The organism is Pseudomonas sp. 2835, from assembly GCF_050435905.1.
GTDB lineage: Bacteria > Pseudomonadota > Gammaproteobacteria > Pseudomonadales > Pseudomonadaceae > Aquipseudomonas.
This window is the reverse complement of sequence record NZ_JBNDLE010000004.1, coordinates 62,355-81,198: the sequence shown is the minus strand read 5'-3', so window position 1 is coordinate 81,198 and position 18,844 is coordinate 62,355. Positions and strand designations below refer to the sequence as shown.

General features: G+C 62.9%; 14 protein-coding genes. 9 read left to right on the top strand and 5 right to left on the bottom strand.

What is annotated here, in order from left to right; genetic code table 11:
- The first annotated feature begins 306 nt into the window (after positions 1-306).
- The 6 genes from fadB to ABIE20_RS06670 all read left to right on the top strand — a co-directional run bounded on the left by fadB (position 307) and on the right by ABIE20_RS06670 (position 7,706).
- Complete coding sequence (gene fadB, locus ABIE20_RS06695; protein WP_429503815.1) at positions 307-2,454, top strand: fatty acid oxidation complex subunit alpha FadB; 2,148 nt, start codon at positions 307-309, stop codon at positions 2,452-2,454.
- A 31-nt stretch (positions 2,455-2,485) separates the two neighbouring features.
- Positions 2,486-3,661, top strand: a complete 1,176-nt coding sequence (gene fadA, locus ABIE20_RS06690) for an acetyl-CoA C-acyltransferase FadA (RefSeq protein ID WP_429503813.1) — start codon at positions 2,486-2,488, stop codon at positions 3,659-3,661.
- Positions 3,662-3,741: 80 nt separating this feature from the next.
- Positions 3,742-3,993, top strand: a complete 252-nt coding sequence (locus ABIE20_RS06685) for a DUF1653 domain-containing protein (RefSeq protein ID WP_010226982.1) — start codon at positions 3,742-3,744, stop codon at positions 3,991-3,993.
- Between the two features lie 100 nt (positions 3,994-4,093).
- Positions 4,094-6,706 (top strand): type I DNA topoisomerase, encoded by a 2,613-nt coding sequence (gene topA, locus ABIE20_RS06680; protein ID WP_429503811.1) that lies wholly within the window; start codon positions 4,094-4,096, stop codon positions 6,704-6,706.
- A 194-nt stretch (positions 6,707-6,900) separates the two neighbouring features.
- Entirely contained in the window at positions 6,901-7,422 is a 522-nt protein-coding gene (locus ABIE20_RS06675) for a DUF6586 family protein (protein WP_429503809.1), read from the top strand.
- 50 nt (positions 7,423-7,472) lie between these two features.
- A complete protein-coding gene (locus ABIE20_RS06670) occupies positions 7,473-7,706 on the top strand; it encodes a hypothetical protein (RefSeq protein ID WP_128326169.1) in 234 nt (77 codons plus the stop codon).
- Between the two features lie 67 nt (positions 7,707-7,773).
- On the opposite strand, the gene sulA is transcribed toward ABIE20_RS06670, so the two are convergent.
- The gene (sulA, locus tag ABIE20_RS06665; RefSeq protein ID WP_429503807.1) at positions 7,774-8,268 is read right to left on the bottom strand and encodes an SOS-induced cell division inhibitor SulA; all 495 of its coding nucleotides are present in this window, start codon (positions 8,266-8,268) and stop codon (positions 7,774-7,776) included.
- Positions 8,269-8,278: 10 nt separating this feature from the next.
- A complete protein-coding gene (gene lexA, locus ABIE20_RS06660; protein WP_123565450.1) occupies positions 8,279-8,887 on the bottom strand; it encodes a transcriptional repressor LexA in 609 nt (202 codons plus the stop codon).
- A gap of 230 nt (positions 8,888-9,117) precedes the next feature.
- Between lexA and ABIE20_RS06655 the strand changes: the two genes are divergently transcribed.
- Genes ABIE20_RS06655 through nagZ form a run of 3 tightly spaced genes read left to right on the top strand, consistent with a single transcriptional unit; the run spans position 9,118 to position 11,423 of the window.
- Entirely contained in the window at positions 9,118-9,831 is a 714-nt protein-coding gene (locus ABIE20_RS06655; protein ID WP_429503805.1) for a TetR family transcriptional regulator, read from the top strand.
- Between the two features lie 46 nt (positions 9,832-9,877).
- On the top strand, positions 9,878-10,402 hold the full coding sequence (locus ABIE20_RS06650; RefSeq protein WP_429503803.1) for a L,D-transpeptidase family protein: 525 nt from the start codon (positions 9,878-9,880) through the stop codon (positions 10,400-10,402).
- A gap of 22 nt (positions 10,403-10,424) precedes the next feature.
- Positions 10,425-11,423, top strand: coding sequence for a beta-N-acetylhexosaminidase (gene nagZ / locus ABIE20_RS06645; RefSeq protein WP_429504266.1), 999 nt, complete (start codon positions 10,425-10,427; stop codon positions 11,421-11,423).
- Positions 11,424-11,482: 59 nt separating this feature from the next.
- On the opposite strand, the gene ABIE20_RS06640 is transcribed toward nagZ, so the two are convergent.
- From ABIE20_RS06640 to mfd, 3 genes are read right to left on the bottom strand one after another with little or no spacing between them, the layout of a single operon-like run.
- Complete coding sequence (locus ABIE20_RS06640) at positions 11,483-14,818, bottom strand: SNF2-related protein (protein WP_429503801.1); 3,336 nt, start codon at positions 14,816-14,818, stop codon at positions 11,483-11,485.
- Positions 14,819-14,821: 3 nt separating this feature from the next.
- Positions 14,822-15,382, bottom strand: coding sequence for a CsiV family protein (locus tag ABIE20_RS06635; RefSeq protein ID WP_429503799.1), 561 nt, complete (start codon positions 15,380-15,382; stop codon positions 14,822-14,824).
- Between the two features lie 10 nt (positions 15,383-15,392).
- Positions 15,393-18,842, bottom strand: a complete 3,450-nt coding sequence (mfd, locus tag ABIE20_RS06630) for a transcription-repair coupling factor (protein ID WP_429503797.1) — start codon at positions 18,840-18,842, stop codon at positions 15,393-15,395.
- Positions 18,843-18,844: the final 2 nt, after the last annotated feature.

Sequence of the window (18,844 nt, the reverse complement as noted above, 5' to 3'; positions counted from 1 at the left end):
AATGGCGCACCATCACCCGCGTGCCGGTTTGCCCCCTGTCAGCAGAAAATGACCGGAAAGTCGCGTTTTCCCGCTGCTTTTGGGTATTTGACAACGGCGATCTTTTCGTTGAATGTGTGCATACCCAAATCAAACGGGCGTATGAATTGAGCGTTTGTATTGTCAGACGGCTCTTACAGAATCCCGACTATCGCGCTGGCGGGTGTGCCTGGCGCAAGGGTTCGGCAGCAACGGCCATTGGCCGGCCGGGCCTTTCACCAGCGATCGGCGTGTACAGTTCAGCTTCCATATCGTGGAGATCAGTTGATGATTTACGAAGGTAAAGCCATCACGGTTAAGGCTCTTGAAAGCGGCATCGTCGAACTGAAGTTCGACCTCAAGGGTGAGTCCGTCAACAAGTTCAACCGTCTTACCCTGAACGAATTGCGTCAGGCCGTAGACACCATCAAAGCCGACGCATCGATCAAGGGCGTGATTGTCAGCAGTGGCAAGGACGTGTTCATCGTCGGCGCGGACATCACCGAGTTTGTCGATAACTTCAAGCTGCCCGAGGCCGAACTGGTCGCCGGCAACCTGGAAGCCAACCGGATTTTCAGCGATTTCGAAGACCTGGCCGTGCCGACCGTTGCCGCGATCAATGGCATCGCCCTGGGCGGCGGTCTGGAAATGTGCCTGGCTGCCGACTACCGCGTCATGGCCACCAGCGCCAAGATCGGCCTGCCGGAAGTCAAGCTGGGTATCTACCCGGGCTTCGGCGGTACCGTGCGCCTGCCGCGCATCATCGGTGCCGACAACGCCATCGAGTGGATTGCCGCCGGCAAGGAAAACCGGGCTGAAGACGCGCTGAAAGTCGGCGCCGTCGATGCCGTGGTGGTTCCCGAACTGCTGCAGGCTGCGGCCCTGGACCTGATCAAGCGCGCTATCAGCGGCGAGCTCGACCACAAGGCCAAGCGCCAGCCAAAACTGGAAAAACTCAAGCTCAACGCCATCGAGCAGATGATGTCGTTCGAGACCGCCAAGGGTTTCGTCGCCGGTCAAGCTGGCCCGAACTATCCGGCGCCGGTCGAAGCGATCAAGAGCATCCAGAAGGCCGCCAATTTCGGTCGTGACAAGGCCCTGGAAGTCGAGGCCGCAGGCTTCGTCAAACTGGCCAAGACCTCGGTTGCCGAGAGCCTGATCGGCCTGTTCCTCAACGACCAGGAGCTCAAGCGCAAAGCCAAGGCCCACGACGAAATCGCTCGTGACGTGAAGCAGGCCGCCGTACTCGGCGCCGGCATCATGGGTGGCGGCATCGCCTACCAGTCGGCGGTCAAGGGCACGCCGATCCTGATGAAGGACATCAACGAAAGCGCCATCCAGCTGGGCTTGAACGAAGCCTCCAAGCTGCTCGGCAAGCGCGTTGAAAAAGGCCGCCTGACCCCGGCGAAAATGGCCGAAGCGCTGAACGCGATTCGCCCGACCCTGTCCTACGGCGACTTCGGCAACGTCGATATCGTTGTCGAAGCCGTGGTCGAGAACCCCAAGGTCAAGCAGGCCGTACTGGCTGAAGTGGAAGGCCAGGTCAAGGAAGACGCGATCCTCGCGTCCAACACCTCGACCATCTCCATCAACCTGCTGGCCAAGGCCCTCAAGCGTCCGGAAAACTTCGTCGGCATGCACTTCTTCAACCCGGTGCACATGATGCCGCTGGTCGAAGTCATCCGTGGCGAGAAGTCCAGCGAAGTGGCCGTCGCCACCACCGTGGCCTACGCCAAGAAGATGGGCAAGAACCCGATCGTGGTCAACGACTGCCCGGGCTTCTTGGTCAACCGCGTACTGTTCCCGTACTTCGGCGGTTTCGCCAAGCTGGTCAGTGCCGGCGTCGATTTCGTGCGCATCGACAAGATCATGGAAAAATTCGGCTGGCCGATGGGCCCGGCCTACCTGATGGACGTGGTCGGTATCGACACTGGCCACCACGGCCGTGACGTCATGGCCGAAGGCTTCCCGGACCGCATGAAGGACGACCGTCGTTCGGCCGTCGACGTGCTCTATGAAGCCAAGCGCCTGGGCCAGAAGAACGGCAAGGGCTTCTACGCCTACGAAACCGACAAGCGCGGCAAGCCGAAGAAGGTCGCTGACGCGGCAGTCCTCGAAGTGCTCAAGCCAATCGTCTACGAGCAGCGTGAAGTCAGCGACGAAGACATCATCAACTGGATGATGATCCCGCTGTGCCTGGAAACCGTTCGCTGCCTGGAAGACGGCATCGTCGACACCGCTGCCGAAGCCGACATGGGCCTGGTCTACGGTATCGGTTTCCCTCCCTTCCGTGGCGGCGCGCTGCGTTACATCGACTCGATCGGTGTAGCCGAATTCGTTGCCCTGGCCGACAAGTACGCCGATCTGGGTCCGCTGTATCACCCCACCGCGAAGCTGCGTGAAATGGCCAAGAATGGCCAGAGCTTCTTCGGTTAAGCGCCCAACGATATAGAGCGAGAGTGAATATATGAGCCTGAATCCAAGAGACGTGGTGATTGTCGACTTCGGTCGCACCCCGATGGGCCGCTCCAAGGGTGGCATGCATCGCAATACCCGCGCCGAAGACATGTCCGCGCACCTGATCAGCAAGGTGCTGGAGCGCAACGCCAAGGTCGATCCGAGCGAAGTTGAAGACGTCATCTGGGGCTGCGTCAACCAGACCCTGGAGCAGGGCTGGAACATCGCCCGCATGGCCTCCCTGATGACCCAGATCCCGCACACCGCTGCCGGCCAGACCGTCAGCCGCCTGTGCGGCTCGTCGATGAGCGCGCTGCACACCGCGGCGCAGGCGATCATGACCGGCAACGGTGATGTCTTCGTCGTCGGCGGCGTCGAGCACATGGGCCACGTCAGCATGATGCACGGCGTCGACCCGAACCCGCACATGTCGCTGTACGCCGCCAAGGCCTCGGGCATGATGGGCCTGACCGCCGAAATGCTCGGCAAGATGCACGGCATCAGCCGTGAGCAGCAGGACCTGTTCGGCCTGCGTTCGCACCAGCTCGCCCACAAGGCGACGGTCGAAGGCAAGTTCAAGGATGAGATCATCCCGATGCAGGGCTACGACGAGAACGGTTTCCTCAAGGTCTTCGACTACGACGAAACCATTCGCCCGGATACCACCCTGGAAAGCCTGGCGGCCCTCAAGCCGGCCTTCAACCCCAAAGGTGGTACCGTGACTGCCGGTACTTCGTCGCAGATCACCGACGGCGCCTCGTGCATGATCGTCATGTCGGCCCAGCGTGCCCAGGACCTCGGTATCCAGCCTCTGGCAGTAATCCGTTCCATGGCCGTGGCCGGTGTCGACCCTGCAATCATGGGCTACGGTCCGGTTCCGGCAACCCAGAAAGCGCTCAAGCGCGCGGGCCTGTCGATCGCCGATATCGACTTCTTCGAGCTCAACGAAGCCTTCGCCGCACAGGCCCTGCCAGTGCTGAAGGATCTTAAAGTGCTCGACAAGATGGATGAGAAGGTTAACCTGCACGGCGGCGCCATCGCCCTGGGCCATCCTTTCGGTTGCTCCGGTGCGCGTATTTCCGGCACTCTGCTCAACGTCATGAAGCAGAATGGCGGGACCTTCGGCGTTTCGACCATGTGCGTCGGCCTGGGCCAAGGCATCACCACCGTCTTCGAACGCGTTTAACGCTTCGCTGGATGGAAACCGGGGCCTGGTGCCCCGGTTTTTGTTTTTTGCAGGAAATTTTTTTCAAGAGGGTGAGCAACATGCAGATACAACCAGGCGTATACCGGCATTACAAGGGGCCTGAGTATCGTGTGTTCGGCACTGCGCGCCACTCCGAGACTGAGGAGTGGGTGGTGTTCTACCAAGCCCTGTACGGCGAATTCGGCCTGTGGGTGCGACCACTTTCGATGTTTCTCGAGTCGGTCGAGGTTGACGGCGAGCAAGTGCCGCGCTTTGCTTTGGTCAAGGCTGAAACCGAGCTGTTTTCCCGGCCCGATGCCGAGGGTGGCTAGAGCCCCGCGCTTGACCTCACTCTGTTGCCACTATATATAGCGGTGCCGCGTCAGGTACCTGCCGTGTTTTTATTTTCAGTATTCAGGAATTTTCCGATCCATGGGCAAATCGCTGGTCATTGTGGAATCCCCGGCTAAGGCCAAGACCATCAACAAGTACTTGGGCAGCCAGTACGTGGTGAAGTCGAGTATCGGCCATATCCGAGACCTGCCCACCAGCGGTTCGGCCAGCGCCAGCAAGGAGCCTGCCGCCAAGCGCGGCAAGGCCGCCGCGGGCGAAGCGCCGGCCCTGTCGCCGAAAGAGAAGGCGCGCAAGCAGCTGGTTGCGCGCATGGGCGTCGACCCTGACCACGGCTGGAAGGCCAAGTACGAGATTCTCCCGGGCAAGGAGAAGGTCATCGACGAGCTGCGTCGCCTGGCCAAGGATGCCGACACCATCTATCTCGCAACCGACTTGGATCGCGAGGGGGAAGCCATTGCCTGGCACCTGCGCGAAGCCATCGGTGGTGATGACAGCCGCTACAAGCGCGTGGTGTTCAACGAAATCACCAAGAAAGCCATCCAGGAGGCGTTCTCGCAGCCTGGCGAGCTGGATATCGACCGGGTCAACGCCCAGCAGGCGCGGCGCTTCCTCGACCGCGTGGTGGGCTACATGGTCTCGCCACTGCTGTGGGCCAAGATCGCCCGCGGCCTGTCCGCCGGCCGTGTGCAGTCGGTAGCGGTCAAGCTGGTGGTCGAGCGTGAGCGCGAGATCCGCGCCTTCATCCCCGAAGAATACTGGGAAGTGCACGCCGACCTGGGTACCGCCAAGGACGCCAAGGTGCGTTTCGAAGTCGCCCGCGAGAACGGCGAAGCGTTCAAACCGCTGAACGAAGCCCAGGCCATGGCCGCGCTTGCGCAGCTCAAGTCGTCCAGCTACACCGTGGCCAAGCGTGAAGATCGCCCGACCAGCAGCAAGCCGTCGGCGCCGTTCATCACCTCGACCCTGCAGCAGGCCGCGAGCAACCGCCTGGGCTTCGGCGTGAAGAAAACCATGATGATGGCCCAGCGTCTGTACGAAGCCGGCTACATCACCTACATGCGTACCGACTCGACCAACCTGTCGGTCGATGCGGTGGAAATGGCCCGCAGCTACATCGAAAACGAGTTCGGCAAGAAGTACCTGCCCGAAGCGCCGATTGTCTACGGCAGCAAAGAGGGTGCCCAGGAGGCGCACGAAGCGATTCGTCCGTCCGACGTCAACACCCATCCGACCAAGCTCAGCGGCATGGAGCGTGACGCCGAGCGTCTGTACGAGCTGATCTGGCGCCAGTTCCTGGCCTGCCAGATGCCGCCTGCGCAATACCTGTCGACCACCGTCAGCGTCACTGCCGGCAACTTCGAGCTGCGCGCCAAGGGCCGTATTCTCAAGTTCGACGGTTACACCCGGGTACTGCCGCAACAGAGCAAGCCTGGCGATGACGATGTGCTGCCGGAAATGAACCAGGGTGAAGTGCTCAAGCTGATCCAGCTCGACCCGAGCCAGCACTTCACCAAGCCACCGGCGCGTTACTCCGAAGCCAGCCTGGTCAAGGAGATGGAAAAACGTGGCATCGGTCGTCCTTCGACCTACGCGGCGATCATCTCGACCATCCAGGATCGCGGTTACGTGACCCTGCACAACCGCCGCTTCTACTCCGAGAAGATGGGCGACATCGTTACCGAACGCCTGTCCGAAAGCTTCTCCAACCTGATGGACTACGGCTTTACTGCCGGCATGGAAGAGAACCTCGATGACGTGGCCCAGGGCGAGCGCGACTGGAAAAACGTGCTCGACGAGTTCTACGGCGACTTCAGCAACAAGCTGAAGCTGGCCGAAGATGGCGAGAAGGGCATGCGTGCCAACCAGCCGACCCTGACCAACATTGCCTGCAAGGAATGTGGCCGGCCGATGATGATCCGCACCGCCTCCACCGGCGTGTTCCTGGGTTGCTCGGGCTACAGCCTGCCACCGAAAGAGCGCTGCAAGGCCACCGTCAACCTGGTTCCGGGCGATGAAATCGCTGCCGACGACGAGGGTGAATCGGAGTCGCGTGTGCTGCTCAACAAGCACCGTTGCCCGATCTGCTCGACGGCCATGGATGCCTACCTGCTCGATGAAAAGCGCAAGCTGCACATCTGCGGTAACAACCCTGACTGCACAGGCTACGAGATCGAAGAAGGCAACTACCGCATCAAGGGCTACGAAGGGCCGAGCCTTGAGTGCGACAAGTGCGGTAGCGAGATGCAGCTCAAGACTGGCCGTTTCGGCAAGTTCTTCGGTTGCACCAACCCCGAGTGCAAGAACACCCGCAAGCTGCTCAAGAGTGGCGAGGCGGCGCCGCCGAAGATGGACGCGGTGAAGATGCCGGAGCTCAAGTGCGAGAAGGTCAACGACACCTACGTGCTGCGTGACGGCGCCTCGGGGTTGTTCCTGGCTGCCAGCCAGTTCCCGAAAAACCGCGAGACCCGCGCGCCACTGGTGATCGAGATCATCCCGCACAAGGACGAGATCGATCCGAAGTACCACTTCCTCTGCGAAGCGCCGAAGAAGGACCCTGACGGTCGCCCTGCAGTCATCCGCTATAGCCGCAAGACCAAGGAGCAGTACGTGCAGACCGAGGTGGACGGCAAGCCGACTGGCTGGCGTGCGTTCTACGACGGTAATGCCTGGAAGGTCGAAGACAAGCGCTGATAGAGCTTGGGGCCGCTGTTCGCGGCCCATCGCCGGCAAGGCCGGCTCCCACAGGGAGTGCAATCGCCGCCGACTCTGTGGGAGCCGGCCTTGCCGGCGACCGACCGCAAAGCGGTCGTTATCCAGGCTTGCAGTAGAGCAGTGCAATCCGTGACACTCACAGATCGCCTTGCAGCCTTTCGGAGGGCACCCAGATGGCCCAGGAACTCTATACCCGCACCAACCAGAAGATTTACTTCGCAGGCTTGGCCCTCGAGGCCCTCGGCAAGGCGCAGGAAAGCCGGGCCATGAACGCCCAGGCGCTGATCCAGGCCGAGCGCGAATCGGCGTTGTTCCACCTGTACGGCGCGCTGCTGGGCCTGTGCCACGAGATTGCCGGGTTCTATCGTTTGCCCCAGGCGGGCGCTCCCCGTGCCGAGCTGCTGCTGACCCGTGAAGTGCTCGAGGCCATTGCCATACCAGAGATGGCCGAACTGGTCGAACTGGCTGAGCAGCGCGAAACCTGGCTGGCGCAACTGCTCGATGCTTATGCCGATTTGTTCCGACCGCCGGTCGCGAAAAAAGCCGCAAAAACCGATGTTACCGAGCCGCTGATCCAGGCGGTGAGCCTTGATGAACCCGAGGCGCCAGCGCTATCGCGTGAAGAGCTGGAAAGCTGGCGGCAGAATCTCAAAGGCCTTACGGTTCGTTTTCGTGAAGGTTTGAGTGAGTGCTGATTGGGGCAACGGCTGGTACAATGCCGGCCTTTCGTGGAGAACAGCCCCTTATGCCAACGTCCTTTCTAGAAATTGTCGAGTTGCCTGATGGCCGGATCGAGCTGCGCCGTGCCGAGGACGAGGGTTCGTTGGTAACCCTGGATTTCTCCGAGGACGCCAAAGCCTTTTTGCAAGGTCAGCACGTGGAAGTGGCCAAGGCCATGCTCAGTGTTGGCGTGCAGATGGCCGGCAAGCTGGTAGAAGGCGAGATTGATCGCGACGACGGGCCGCGGGTTCTGCACTGATCGCCTGCATGGCTTCCTCGTCCTGAGGAAGCCTGGCGAAAATCAACGATCGAAACAGACCTGAATATCAGCCCAGGCGGATGTTCAGGCTTTGTGCATCTCCAGCGCGAGCGGCATTGCTCAGTTGCTGGCGGGCGCTACTGCTGACGGTATTCAGCCAACTGACAACGGTGTGGCTTCGGCCCAGGCGCAAGGCTTCGCAGGCCAGTTGCAAGGCGCTCTGGTTGCCGCGTGGCTGCAGCAGCAGGATGCGCTCGCGGTTTAGCCCGGCCTCGCGCAACCAGGCCTGGGTCAGGCTGGCGGGCGGGGCGATCAGGGTCAGCCAGCGGGCGTCATGTTCTTCGCTCAACTCGCTCAGTTCACGCAGCATCGGTGCCAGCAGGCTCTGGCAGCTACCCAGTGCGCCACGCAAGGACAGCTCGCTGAAAACCTGGGCCGCACCGGGGTGGGGCGCAGGCCTGGTGTTTTTCAGTCCGGGCAGCACCGGCTGGGCCAGGAATGCTTCGAACAATGGCAATTGTGCTTGCATCGGTACGTTCTGTGACGCAGGGGGGAACTGCATGATGCCTCCTTTACCGGCGTATGACGCCGACACTCAAGCCCTCGATCACCAGTTCCTGGTCTTTCAGGTTGACTTCGATAGGGGCGAATTCGGGGTTTTCGGCAATCAGCCAGACCTTGCTGCCTTCGCGCTTGAATCGCTTGACCGTGACTTCATCGCCGATACGGGCGACAACGATCTGGCCGTTACGGGCTTCGCGGCAGGTGTGTACCGCCAGCAGGTCGCCATCGACGATGCCGACGTCCTTCATGCTCATGCCGTGAACGCGCAGCAGGTAGTCGGCGCGGGGGTGGAAGAATGCCGGGTTGATGTTGCAGGATTCTTCGATGTGTTGCTGGGCGAGGATCGGTGCGCCGGCTGCCACCCGGCCGATGATCGGCAGGCCGCTGTCGTCGGGCTTGGCTTCGAAGCCTGGGATGCGAATGCCCCGTGACGCCCCGGGGGTCATTTCGATCGCGCCCTTGCGGGCCAGGGCCTTGAGGTGCTCCTCGGCGGCGTTGGGCGATTTGAAGCCCAGCTCCTGGGCGATCTCCGCGCGGGTCGGCGGGAAGCCGTTGTCTTCCAGGCAGCGTTTGATAAAAGCCAGAATCTCAGCTTGGCGTGGCGTCAGTTTTAGCATGTCGATCGCTCTGTCTTTTTATACAGTGACTGGGATTATATACAGTGGGTGGCAAGCTGCAAGCGCCAAGCTTCAAGAAACGGCACAGGGGCGTTCTTGCAGCTTGCAGCTTGTGGCTTGCAGCTATGGTTTAATACGTGACCGCATGGCCGCAAAACGGCTGCGCGGACTTGACAAATCACCACTTTGAAACGTATGTTTCAAACAAGTGTTTGTCAGGCGGAGAAGTCATGGCCCAGTCGGAAACCGTAGAACGCATTCTCGATGCTGCCGAGCAGCTGTTCGCGGAGAAAGGTTTTGCCGAAACCTCATTACGGCTGATCACCAGCAAGGCCGGCGTCAACCTGGCGGCGGTGAACTACCATTTCGGTTCGAAGAAGGCCCTGATCCAGGCGGTCTTCTCGCGCTTCCTCGGGCCGTTCTGTGCCAGCCTCGAGCGCGAGCTTGAGCGTCGCCAGGCACGCCCGGAGCAAAAGCCTACCCTTGAAGAACTGCTGGAGATGCTGGTCGAACAGGCGCTGGTGGTACAGCCACGCAGCGGCAACGACCTGTCGATCTTCATGCGTCTGCTGGGCCTGGCCTTCAGTCAGAGCCAGGGCCACCTGCGCCGTTACCTTGAAGACATGTACGGCAAGGTGTTCCGCCGCTACATGCTGCTGGTCAACGAAGCCGCCCCGCGCATTCCGCCGATCGAGCTGTTCTGGCGCGTGCACTTCATGCTCGGCGCCGCGGCGTTCAGCATGTCCGGGATCAAGGCCCTGCGCGCCATTGCCGAAACCGATTTCGGCATCAATACCTCGATCGAGCAGGTCATGCGCCTGATGGTGCCGTTCCTCGCCGCCGGCATGCGCGCCGACAGCGGCGTCACCGACGAGGCCATGGCTGCCGCGCAACTGCGCCCACGCAGCAAGTCCAACAGCGCAGCGCTCGCCGCCAAGGCCTGATGCCACGGCTGGGCGCGGCGGGCCGCATCGGCTAAGCTAGCGCCCCATGGCCAGTCTTGATTTCCTGCACATTTCCCTCGCTGATCAATGCCTCTATGGGTTCGCCCAGGGGCAGTTGCGCCTGCGCCTCGGGGTGTCCACCGCGCGCAATGGCGCCGGTGAACTCAATGGGTCTGGGTGCACGCCACGAGGGCGCCACCAGGTGCGCGCCAAGATCGGCGCCGGTCTACCGTCAGGCGCGGTGCTGCGCGGGCGGCGCTGGACTGGCGAGACCTGGTCACCCGAGCTGCATGAACAATTTCCCGGTCGCGACTGGATCCTCACGCGCATACTCTGGCTCAGCGGTTGCGAGCCGGGTGTCAATCGCCTGGGGCCGGTCGACACCTTCCGTCGTTACATCTACCTGCATGGCACCCCCGATAGCGAACCTATGGGCGTGCCGTTGTCCCATGGCTGCGTGCGCTTGCGCAACGCCGACCTGCTGAACCTGTTCGACCAGGTGCCGGTGCATTGCCCGGTGCAGATCGATGAAGCCGCGTGCCCCCAATGGGCTCACATCAGCGTCAACTGAAGGATCAATTATGAGTGCCAGCCTGCAAGGCTCCCTGATGGTCGACATCGCCGGTACCTGGCTGACCGCCGAGGACCGCCAGCTTTTGCGCCAGCCCGAAGTGGCTGGCCTGATCATCTTTGCGCGCAACATTGAAAGCCCGCGCCAGGTGCGCGAACTGTGCGCCGCGATCCGCGCCATTCGCCCGGAGCTGATCCTGGCGGTGGACCAGGAGGGCGGTCGGGTCCAGCGCCTGCGCCAGGGCTTTGTACGCCTGCCGGCGATGCGCGCGATTGCCGACAACGACAACGCCGACTACCTGGCCGAACAGTGCGGTTGGTTGATGGCCACCGAGGTGTTGGCAGTGGGCCTGGACCTGAGTTTCGCGCCGGTGCTGGACCTTGATCACCAGCGCAGCGCCGTGGTCGGCAGCCGCGCCTTCGAAGGTGATCCGCAGCGCGCCACGCAGCTGGCCGGTGCCTTTATCCGCGGCATGAACGCTGCGGGCATGGCCGCCTGTGGCAAACACTTCCCTGGCCATGGCTGGGCCGAGGCCGACTCCCATGTGGCGATCCCTACCGATGAGCGCAGCCTGGAGCAGATCCGCGCCGCCGACCTGGTGCCGTTCACCCGCTTGAGCGGGCAACTGGCGGCGGTGATGCCGGCCCACGTGATCTATCCGCAGGTCGACAACCAGCCGGCCGGTTTCTCCCGGCGCTGGTTGCAGGACATCCTGCGTGGCGAGCTGGGCTTCAATGGGGTGATCTTCAGTGACGACCTGTCCATGGCCGGTGCCCATGTGGTCGGTGATGCGGCCAGTCGCATCGAGGCGGCGCTGAGCGCCGGCTGCGACATGGGCCTGGTGTGCAACGACCGTGCAGCCGCCGAATTGGCCCTGACCGCGGCCCAGCGCCTGAAGGTCAAGCCGTCGCCACGGATTGCGCAGATGCGCGGGCAGGGCTTTGCCCGTACCGACTACCGTCAGCAGCCGCGCTGGCTGGAGGCGCTTGGGGCGCTCAAGGAAGCGCAACTGGTCGATTGACGACAATCGCGGGTCTGTGGGAGTGGCGGTGCGACGACTCGACTTGACCCGCGATGAATTCAACCAGCTTTTGCGCCGTGCCGCTTCCCCGGCAACGGCGCAAACAGCGCATCGATATCCTCCGCCGCCAAACGCCAGTCCCCCGCCTGGCGCCCATCCAGCACGCCCGCGGCCAATGCCGATTTCTCCTGCTGCAACTGCTGGATCTTCTCTTCCACCGTGCCTCGGGTAATCAGCTTGTAGACGAACACCGGCTTCTCCTGGCCGATGCGATAGGCGCGGTCGGTAGCCTGGTTCTCTGCTGCCGGGTTCCACCACGGGTCGTAGTGGATCACGGTGTCGGCTGCAGTCAGGTTCAAGCCAACACCGCCAGCCTTGAGGCTGATCAGGAAGATCTGCAACTGGCCGCTTTGAAAGTCCTGCACCGGCGCCCGGCGATCGCGGGTCTCGCCGGTCAGCAGGGCATAGGCGATGCCGCGCTGCTGAAGTTCGGCCTCGATCAGCCGCAACATGCTGGTGAACTGCGAGAACAACAGCACCCTTCGGCCTTCGGCCATAAGCTCCTCGAGCATCTCCATCAGGCTGGCCAGCTTGCCTGAATGGGCGCCGCGCGCGGTTGAGGCTTCGCTGTTGATCAGGCGCAAATCGCAGCACACCTGGCGTAGCTTGAGCAGTGCTTCGAGGATGATGATCTGGCTGCGCGCCACGCCCTTGCGGGTGATCTCGGCACGGACTTTCTGGTCCATGGCCAGGCGCATGGTTTCGTACACATCGCGCTGGGCGTCGCTGAGTTCGACCCAGTGGATCATCTCGGTCTTGGCTGGTAGCTCGGTGGCCACCTGTTCCTTGGTGCGGCGCAGCAGGAAGGGTTTGATCCGCGTATTCAGGTGCTGCAGGCGCTCATCGTTGCCCTGGCGCTCGATCGGAACCCGGTAATCGCGGTTGAAGGTCTTGGCGTCGCCCAGCCAGCCTGGCAGCAGGAAGTGGAACAGCGACCACAGCTCGCCCAGGTGGTTCTCCAGCGGCGTGCCGCTCAGGCACAGGCGCTGGCGTGCCTCGAGCTGGCGCGCGGCCTGGGCCGCCTTGCTGTTCGGGCTCTTGATGTACTGCGCCTCGTCGAGGATCAGCACATCCAGCATCAGGCCCTTGAAGTGTTCCAGGTCTTTGGGCAGCAGGGCATAGGTGGTCAGCAGCAGGTCGTAGTCCTGCAGCGTGTCGAAATGCTTGCGCCGGCCAATGCCCTGCAGGGCCAGCACCCGCAAGCCGGGGGCGAAGCGCGCGGCTTCGTCCTGCCAGTTGGGGATCAGGCTGGTGGGCATCACCACCATCGCCGGGCGGGTCAGGCGTCCGGCGTTCTTTTCGCTGAGCAGGTGGGCGAGGGTCTGCAGGGTTTTGCCCAGGCCCATGTCGTCGGCGAGGATGCCGCCGACCTGCAGTTCGCGCAGGGCCTGCATCCAGCTCAGGCCTTCGAGCTGATAGGGGCGCAGGATGGCGTTGAGGCCTTCCGGGGTTTGCGCCGGCTGCAGGCGGATATCGCGCAGGCGCTCGCCCAGGCTGCGCACCCGTTCGCCACCTTGCCAGCTCAGCGGCAGGTCCTCTAGGGCGTTGAGGCGGGTGGCGTCGAGCGTCGGCAGGCGTAGGCTGGTTTCGCCCGGTTCACGCAGGTAAAAGTCGCCGAGGGTGGCCAGTACCGGTTTGAGGCGACCGTAGGGCAGGGCCACTTGCAGGTTGCGCCGTGCTTCGCCGGCGGGGGCGTGAATCTGCACCAGCAACTGTTCATCATCGCGGCGCTTTTGCAGTTGCGCTGGATTGAGCAGTTCCGGGTGGCTGCGCAGCACATTGAGCAGGATAGGCAGCAGGCTCAGGCGCTGGCCATTGACCTCGATACCCAGCTCCAGGTCGAACCAGTCGCGGCCGCTGGCTTCGTCGATGTGCGCATACCAGTCGTCCACCTCGGCGAGGTTGAAGGCGAAGTCTTCGGTGTACTCGATCTCCCAGCCTTGCTCGCGCAGGCCGGGCAGATCGTTGAGCATGAAACGTAGCCAGGCCGCTTCAGAGGCCAGTTCCAGCAGGTCGCCGGCGCTCTCTGGCAAGGCCTTGCTCTGCCGGGTGGCGACCTTGAAGCCCAGGCGCTGCAGGGTCAGGCGGATCTGGTTCTCAGCCTCGGCGTGGCGCTGTATGCGCTGACTGGTGGTGCCATCCAGGCGGCTGACTTCCTTGCCTTGCCTGCCACTGGCGCGAATCCCCTCATAGTTGAACGACAGGGCCGCCCGGTGCTGGTGCTGGCGCTGCATCCGGCCGGTTTGCGGCACGTAGGCGCTGAACTCGTGGCTGCCCAGGATCAGGTGGGGCGTGGGGGCAATACCGTCGATGATCTTCTCGCTCAATGTTCTGGGGGTGGGGATCTGCCGATTGAGGGTGTGGATCCGATGGCTGAATTTTACTACCTGGTCTTCCGGAACCACCGGTGCCGCAGCGAGGTAAGAGGCCGTGACTTGATCATAGCTGTGTTGCAGGCGACCGATTCTTTCCTCGGCCGGATCAAAGTAGTACAGCGGTTGCAATGCCATTACCTGGTTGAGCAGCCTGCCTTGGCTGTACCAGCAACCTCTGTAGTCATCGTTGGGCAGTTTTTCCCAGCGGAACTCGCAGTCCAGCGGCGGGCCGGGCCGGATGGGTTGCAGGCTGGTTGCCAGAACCAGCCGTTCGGTGGCGATGGCTTGTTCGAGCAGCTCGGCGCCTTCCGTGCCATCCAGCGGTACGCTGCTGATATAGGCGCCTACCGGCGCGCGGGCGACGACTCTGCGCAGAAGCTTTGCATCGGCCTCGCTCAGGTAGCGTGGCTTTTGCCGCAGCACTTCGTCTGGATAGGGTACCGGCTTGAAGTCCGTGAAGCTGCCATCCTTGCGGCGGTTGCAGGTGTACGGGGTTATCACGGCTTTGCCCTCTGGCATCAGGTCAAGCTCGTACACCATCATGCGCCCGACGCCGCTGGCGGGTTTTTCCGTGTCGAGGTCGGCCTTGGCCAGTCTTTCTATCCAGTTTTCCAGGGGCGGGCTCAGGCGCTCGCTGTCCTCCTGCTCGGCGCCGCCTTGCTGGGCCATCTGGTCGATCAGCAGGTACAAGGCCGCGGCGCAGTGCTTGCAGTTGTAGCTGACCGGGCAAGTGCAATAGGCCTGGATAGAAGCCGAGTCTGCAGGGTCCTCCAGCAAGATTTCCTGTCTGTAGGTGTTGTTTCCCGAGCCGCGACACATCGTGACGATCAAGTCGTCGCTCTGGGAAACAATACTGACGCGATGCTCGGTTGCGTAGTCGAACCCTTTGGCCAGGGCCTTCGGGTTGAAGACGTGGGCCCAGTCGTCATTCTCAAGCAGCTGGCGCAAGGCGTTGTTCATCGATTACTGCTCCATCATCTCCGCAGGCGCAGCGGGTGCGCTGACTGGCCGGTGGCTGGTAACTTTCAACAGCAGTGCCAGGGGGCCGCCATCAAGGAAGGTCAACTCGCCATTTTTGATGTTTTTGTTGCTCTGCTTGAATGCTTCGCTCTGCAGCACGCTGCCGTTGCCGTCGAACTGGTTGACCCAGAAGTTGGCTTCTGCATCGATGAAGCGCTCTTCCTTGATGCTCAGGTTGCCGGCGATGGGGAACTGGCCGAAGTGTTCTTCGCCGTCGCTGATCGCCACCGTGCCGGCGTCCTGTTTCCAGGCCTTGTGCAGCAGCACGGTGTACTGGTTCGGGTCGGCGGCAAGCTTGGCTGCTTCGTCATTGAGCGCCGGTTGGCGCAGGTCACCTTCCGGGATGGCCTGGGCGCCGTTGCGCCAGTCTTCCGCAGCCGGGCTAGGGATAGCCGGCACGGCGTTCTGGCGGAACAGGATCATTTCGACCTGAAAAGCACCATCGGCAAAGGCCGCCGGGGCAATCAGCGCCAGCAGCAGGGTCAGGCTACGCATTACACGCATGGAACTTCCTTCACGCAGATTGTGGGGTCAGGCGCTCGAACAGCGCCTCAAGGTTGTTGAAGCGTTCTTCCGGACGCTCCATCGGCACCAGGAACTTGAACTGGGTGGCGCCTTCGAACTTGTAGCGTTTTGGCTGGCTCTGGATCAGCTTGATCAGCACCAGCGGATCGACCGGAGTTTCCGACTCGAACTCGATCTTGCCGCCATTGGGCCCGGCATCGACTTTCTTGATCCCGAGTTTTTCCGCCTGCAGCTTGAGCAGGGTCAGGCGTACCAGGTTCTTGGTCGGTTCCGGCAGCAGGCCGAAGCGGTCGATCATCTCTACCTGCAGGTCCTTGAGGCCGTCTTCGTCGACCGCCGAAGCGATGCGCTTGTAGAGGATCAGGCGCGCGTGAACATCCGGCAGGTAGTCCTCGGGAATCAGCGCCGGCAGGCGCAGGTTGATTTCCGGGCCGCCGCCCAGCGGCTGGTCGAGGTTCGGCTGGGTGCCCTTGCGTATAGCCTTGACGGCGCGCTCGAGCATTTCCATGTACAGGGTAAATCCGACCGCCTGGATCTGCCCGCTCTGGCCTTCGCCGAGCAGTTCGCCGGCGCCGCGGATTTCCAGGTCGTTGGTGGCCAGGACGAAACCTGCGCCCAGGTCCTGGGTGTTGGCGATGGCTTCCAGGCGCTTCTCGGCATCCGCGGTGATCTGCTGGCGCGGCGGAGTGAGCAGGTAGGCATAGGCCTGGTGGTGGCTGCGCCCGACCCGGCCGCGCAGCTGGTGCAACTGGGCCAGGCCGAACTTGTCGGCGCGCTCGATGATGATGGTGTTGGCGCTCGGCACGTCGATACCGGTCTCGATGATGGTCGAGGCGATCAGCACGTTGAAGCGCTTGTGGTAGAAGTCGCTCATCACCTGTTCGAGTTCGCGTTCGCGCATCTGCCCGTGGCCGATGCCGATGCGGGCTTCGGGGACCAGTTCGGCCAGATCGGCGGCGCATTTTTCGATGCTCTTCACATCGTTGTGCAGGTAGTACACCTGGCCGCCGCGCAGCAGTTCACGCAGCAAGGCCTCCTTGACCGTGCTCTTGTTCTGCTCCATGACGAAGGTGCGCACCGACAGCCGGCGTGCCGGCGGCGTGGCGATGATCGACAGGTCGCGCATGCCGGCCACGGCCATGTTCAGGGTGCGCGGGATCGGCGTGGCGGTCAGGGTGAGGATGTCCACCTCGCTGCGCAGGGCCTTGAGCTGTTCTTTCTGACGGACACCGAAACGGTGCTCTTCGTCGATGATCACCAGGCCCAGGTCCTTGATCTTGACGTCGTCCTGCAACAGCTTGTGGGTGCCGATGACGATGTCGATCTTGCCTTCGGCGAGGTCCGCCACGGCGGCGGCGACTTCCTTGGGCGACTTGAAACGGCTCATCACTTCGACCGTTACCGGCCAGTCGGCAAAGCGGTCGCGAAAACTGTTGTAATGCTGCTGGGCGAGCAGGGTGGTAGGCACCAGGATCGCCACCTGACGGCCGCCGTGCACGGCAATGAATGCCGCGCGCATGGCCACTTCGGTCTTGCCGAAGCCGACGTCGCCGCACACCAGGCGGTCCATCGGCTTGGCCGCGAGCATGTCCTCGCGCACCGCCTCGATGGCGCTCTGCTGGTCCGGGGTTTCCTCGAAGGGAAAGCCTGCGCTGAAAGTGGCGTAGTCCACCGACGGGTCGGCGAAGGCATAGCCTTTGCGCGCGGCGCGGCGGGCATAGATGTCGAGCAGTTCGGCGGCGACATCGCGCACCTGTTCGGCGGCCTTGCGCTTGGCTTTCTGCCAGGCTTCGGAGCCGAGCCGGTGCAGCGGCGCCAGGGCGTCGTCGCTGCCGGTGTAGCGGGCGATCAGGTGCAGGTTGGCCACCGGCACGTAGAGCTTGGCGCCCTCGGCGTATTCGAGGGTGAGGAACTCGGCGGCCTGGTTGTCGATTTCCAGGGTCGCCAGGCCCAGGTAGCGGCCCACGCCGTGATCGATATGCACCACCGGCGCACCTTCGCGCAGCTCGGTGAGGTTCTTGATCACCGCATCGTTGTTGGCGTCGCTGCGCTTGTCGCGGCGACGGCGCTGCATCACCCGCTGACCGAACAACGGGCTCTCGGCGACCAGGGCAATGGCCGGGTCATCCAGCAGCAGGCCTTCATCCAGCGGGGCGATGGTGATCGCCAGGCGCGCCTTGCCGGCGACGAAAGCGCTCCAGCTGTCGACGGTTTGCGGGCGCAGCTTCAGGCGCTCGAGCAGTTCCAGCAATACTTCACGGCGCCCCGCCGATTCGGCAGTGAATAGCACGCGGCCAGGGAATTGCTCGAGAAACCCCGACAGCGCCGCCAGTGGCTGGTTGGCCTTGGCTTCGATGGCAAGGTTGGGCAGGACCTGGGCCGGGAAGCGCTCGCGGCCAACGCCGCTGTCGACGTCATCCTGGCTGACCACCACCCGCGGCCAGCTTTTGAGCCGGGCAAAGCAGTCTTCCACCGGCAGGAACAGCTCGGCCGGCGGCAACAGTGGGCGCGCCGGGTCGATGCGGCGCTCCTCATAACGGTTGCGCACATCGCTCCAGAAGTGTTCGGCGGCCTGCTCGACACCGGGTAGGGAGAACACCTGGGTGTCCAGGGGCAGGTAGTCGAACAGGGTCGAGGTGTCGTCGAAGAACAGCGGCAGGTAATACTCGATACCGGCCGGGGTAATGCCGCTGGAGAGGTCCTGGAAGATCGGGCAGCGGCGGAAATCAACGTCGAAGCGCTCGCGAAAGCGCGCCTTGAAGCGTGTCACCGCGTCTTTTTGCAGCGGGAACTCACGGGCCGGCAGCAGCCGCACCGACTCGACCTTGTCGATCGAACGCTGGGTTTCCGGGTCGAAGGTGCGCAGGGTCTCGATTTCGTCATCGAACAGGTCGATGCGGTACGGCAGCTTGCTGCCCATCGGGAACAGGTCGATCAAGGCGCCGCGCACGGCAAACTCGCCATGCTCGTAAACCGTGTCGACGCAGCGGTAGCCGCTGGCCTCAAGGCGCGTGCGCATCTGCTCGACATCGAGCTTCTGGCCGATGTCCAGCACCAGGCTGCTGCCGAGCAGGAAGCGCGTCGGCGCCAGGCGGTGCAGGGCGGTGGTGATCGGCACCACGAGAATGCCGTGATCGAGCTCCGGCAGCCGGTACAGGCTGGAGATGCGCTGGGAGATGATGTCCTGGTGCGGCGAGAACAGGTCGTAGGGCAGGGTTTCCCAGTCGGGGAACGGCAGCACCGGCAGCTCGGGCGCAAAAAAGCGCAGCTCCTGCTCGAGGCGGTCAGCGCTCTGGCTGTCGGCGGTCAGCAGCAGGGTGAAGCGTTTGGCGGCGCTGGCCGTTTCGGCAATGGCCAGGCTCAGGGCGGCGCCCGGCAGGTTGCCCCAGGTTTGTTTGCCGGCAGTGGCCGGCAGGTGCGGTAGACGCAGAACAGGCACGG

Coding starts and splice junctions, on each gene's coding strand:
- ABIE20_RS06685 (WP_010226982.1), top strand. CDS start 3,742: ATGCAGATACAACCAGGCGTATACCGGCATTACAAGGGGCCTGAGTAT.
- lexA (WP_123565450.1), bottom strand. CDS start 8,887: ATGCTAAAACTGACGCCACGCCAAGCTGAGATTCTGGCTTTTATCAAA.
- ABIE20_RS06635 (WP_429503799.1), bottom strand. CDS start 15,382: ATGCGTGTAATGCGTAGCCTGACCCTGCTGCTGGCGCTGATTGCCCCG.
- fadB (WP_429503815.1), top strand. CDS start 307: ATGATTTACGAAGGTAAAGCCATCACGGTTAAGGCTCTTGAAAGCGGC.
- ABIE20_RS06670 (WP_128326169.1), top strand. CDS start 7,473: ATGCCAACGTCCTTTCTAGAAATTGTCGAGTTGCCTGATGGCCGGATC.
- ABIE20_RS06640 (WP_429503801.1), bottom strand. CDS start 14,818: ATGAACAACGCCTTGCGCCAGCTGCTTGAGAATGACGACTGGGCCCAC.
- ABIE20_RS06650 (WP_429503803.1), top strand. CDS start 9,878: ATGGCCAGTCTTGATTTCCTGCACATTTCCCTCGCTGATCAATGCCTC.
- ABIE20_RS06655 (WP_429503805.1), top strand. CDS start 9,118: ATGGCCCAGTCGGAAACCGTAGAACGCATTCTCGATGCTGCCGAGCAG.
- fadA (WP_429503813.1), top strand. CDS start 2,486: ATGAGCCTGAATCCAAGAGACGTGGTGATTGTCGACTTCGGTCGCACC.
- ABIE20_RS06675 (WP_429503809.1), top strand. CDS start 6,901: ATGGCCCAGGAACTCTATACCCGCACCAACCAGAAGATTTACTTCGCA.
- topA (WP_429503811.1), top strand. CDS start 4,094: ATGGGCAAATCGCTGGTCATTGTGGAATCCCCGGCTAAGGCCAAGACC.
- sulA (WP_429503807.1), bottom strand. CDS start 8,268: ATGCAGTTCCCCCCTGCGTCACAGAACGTACCGATGCAAGCACAATTG.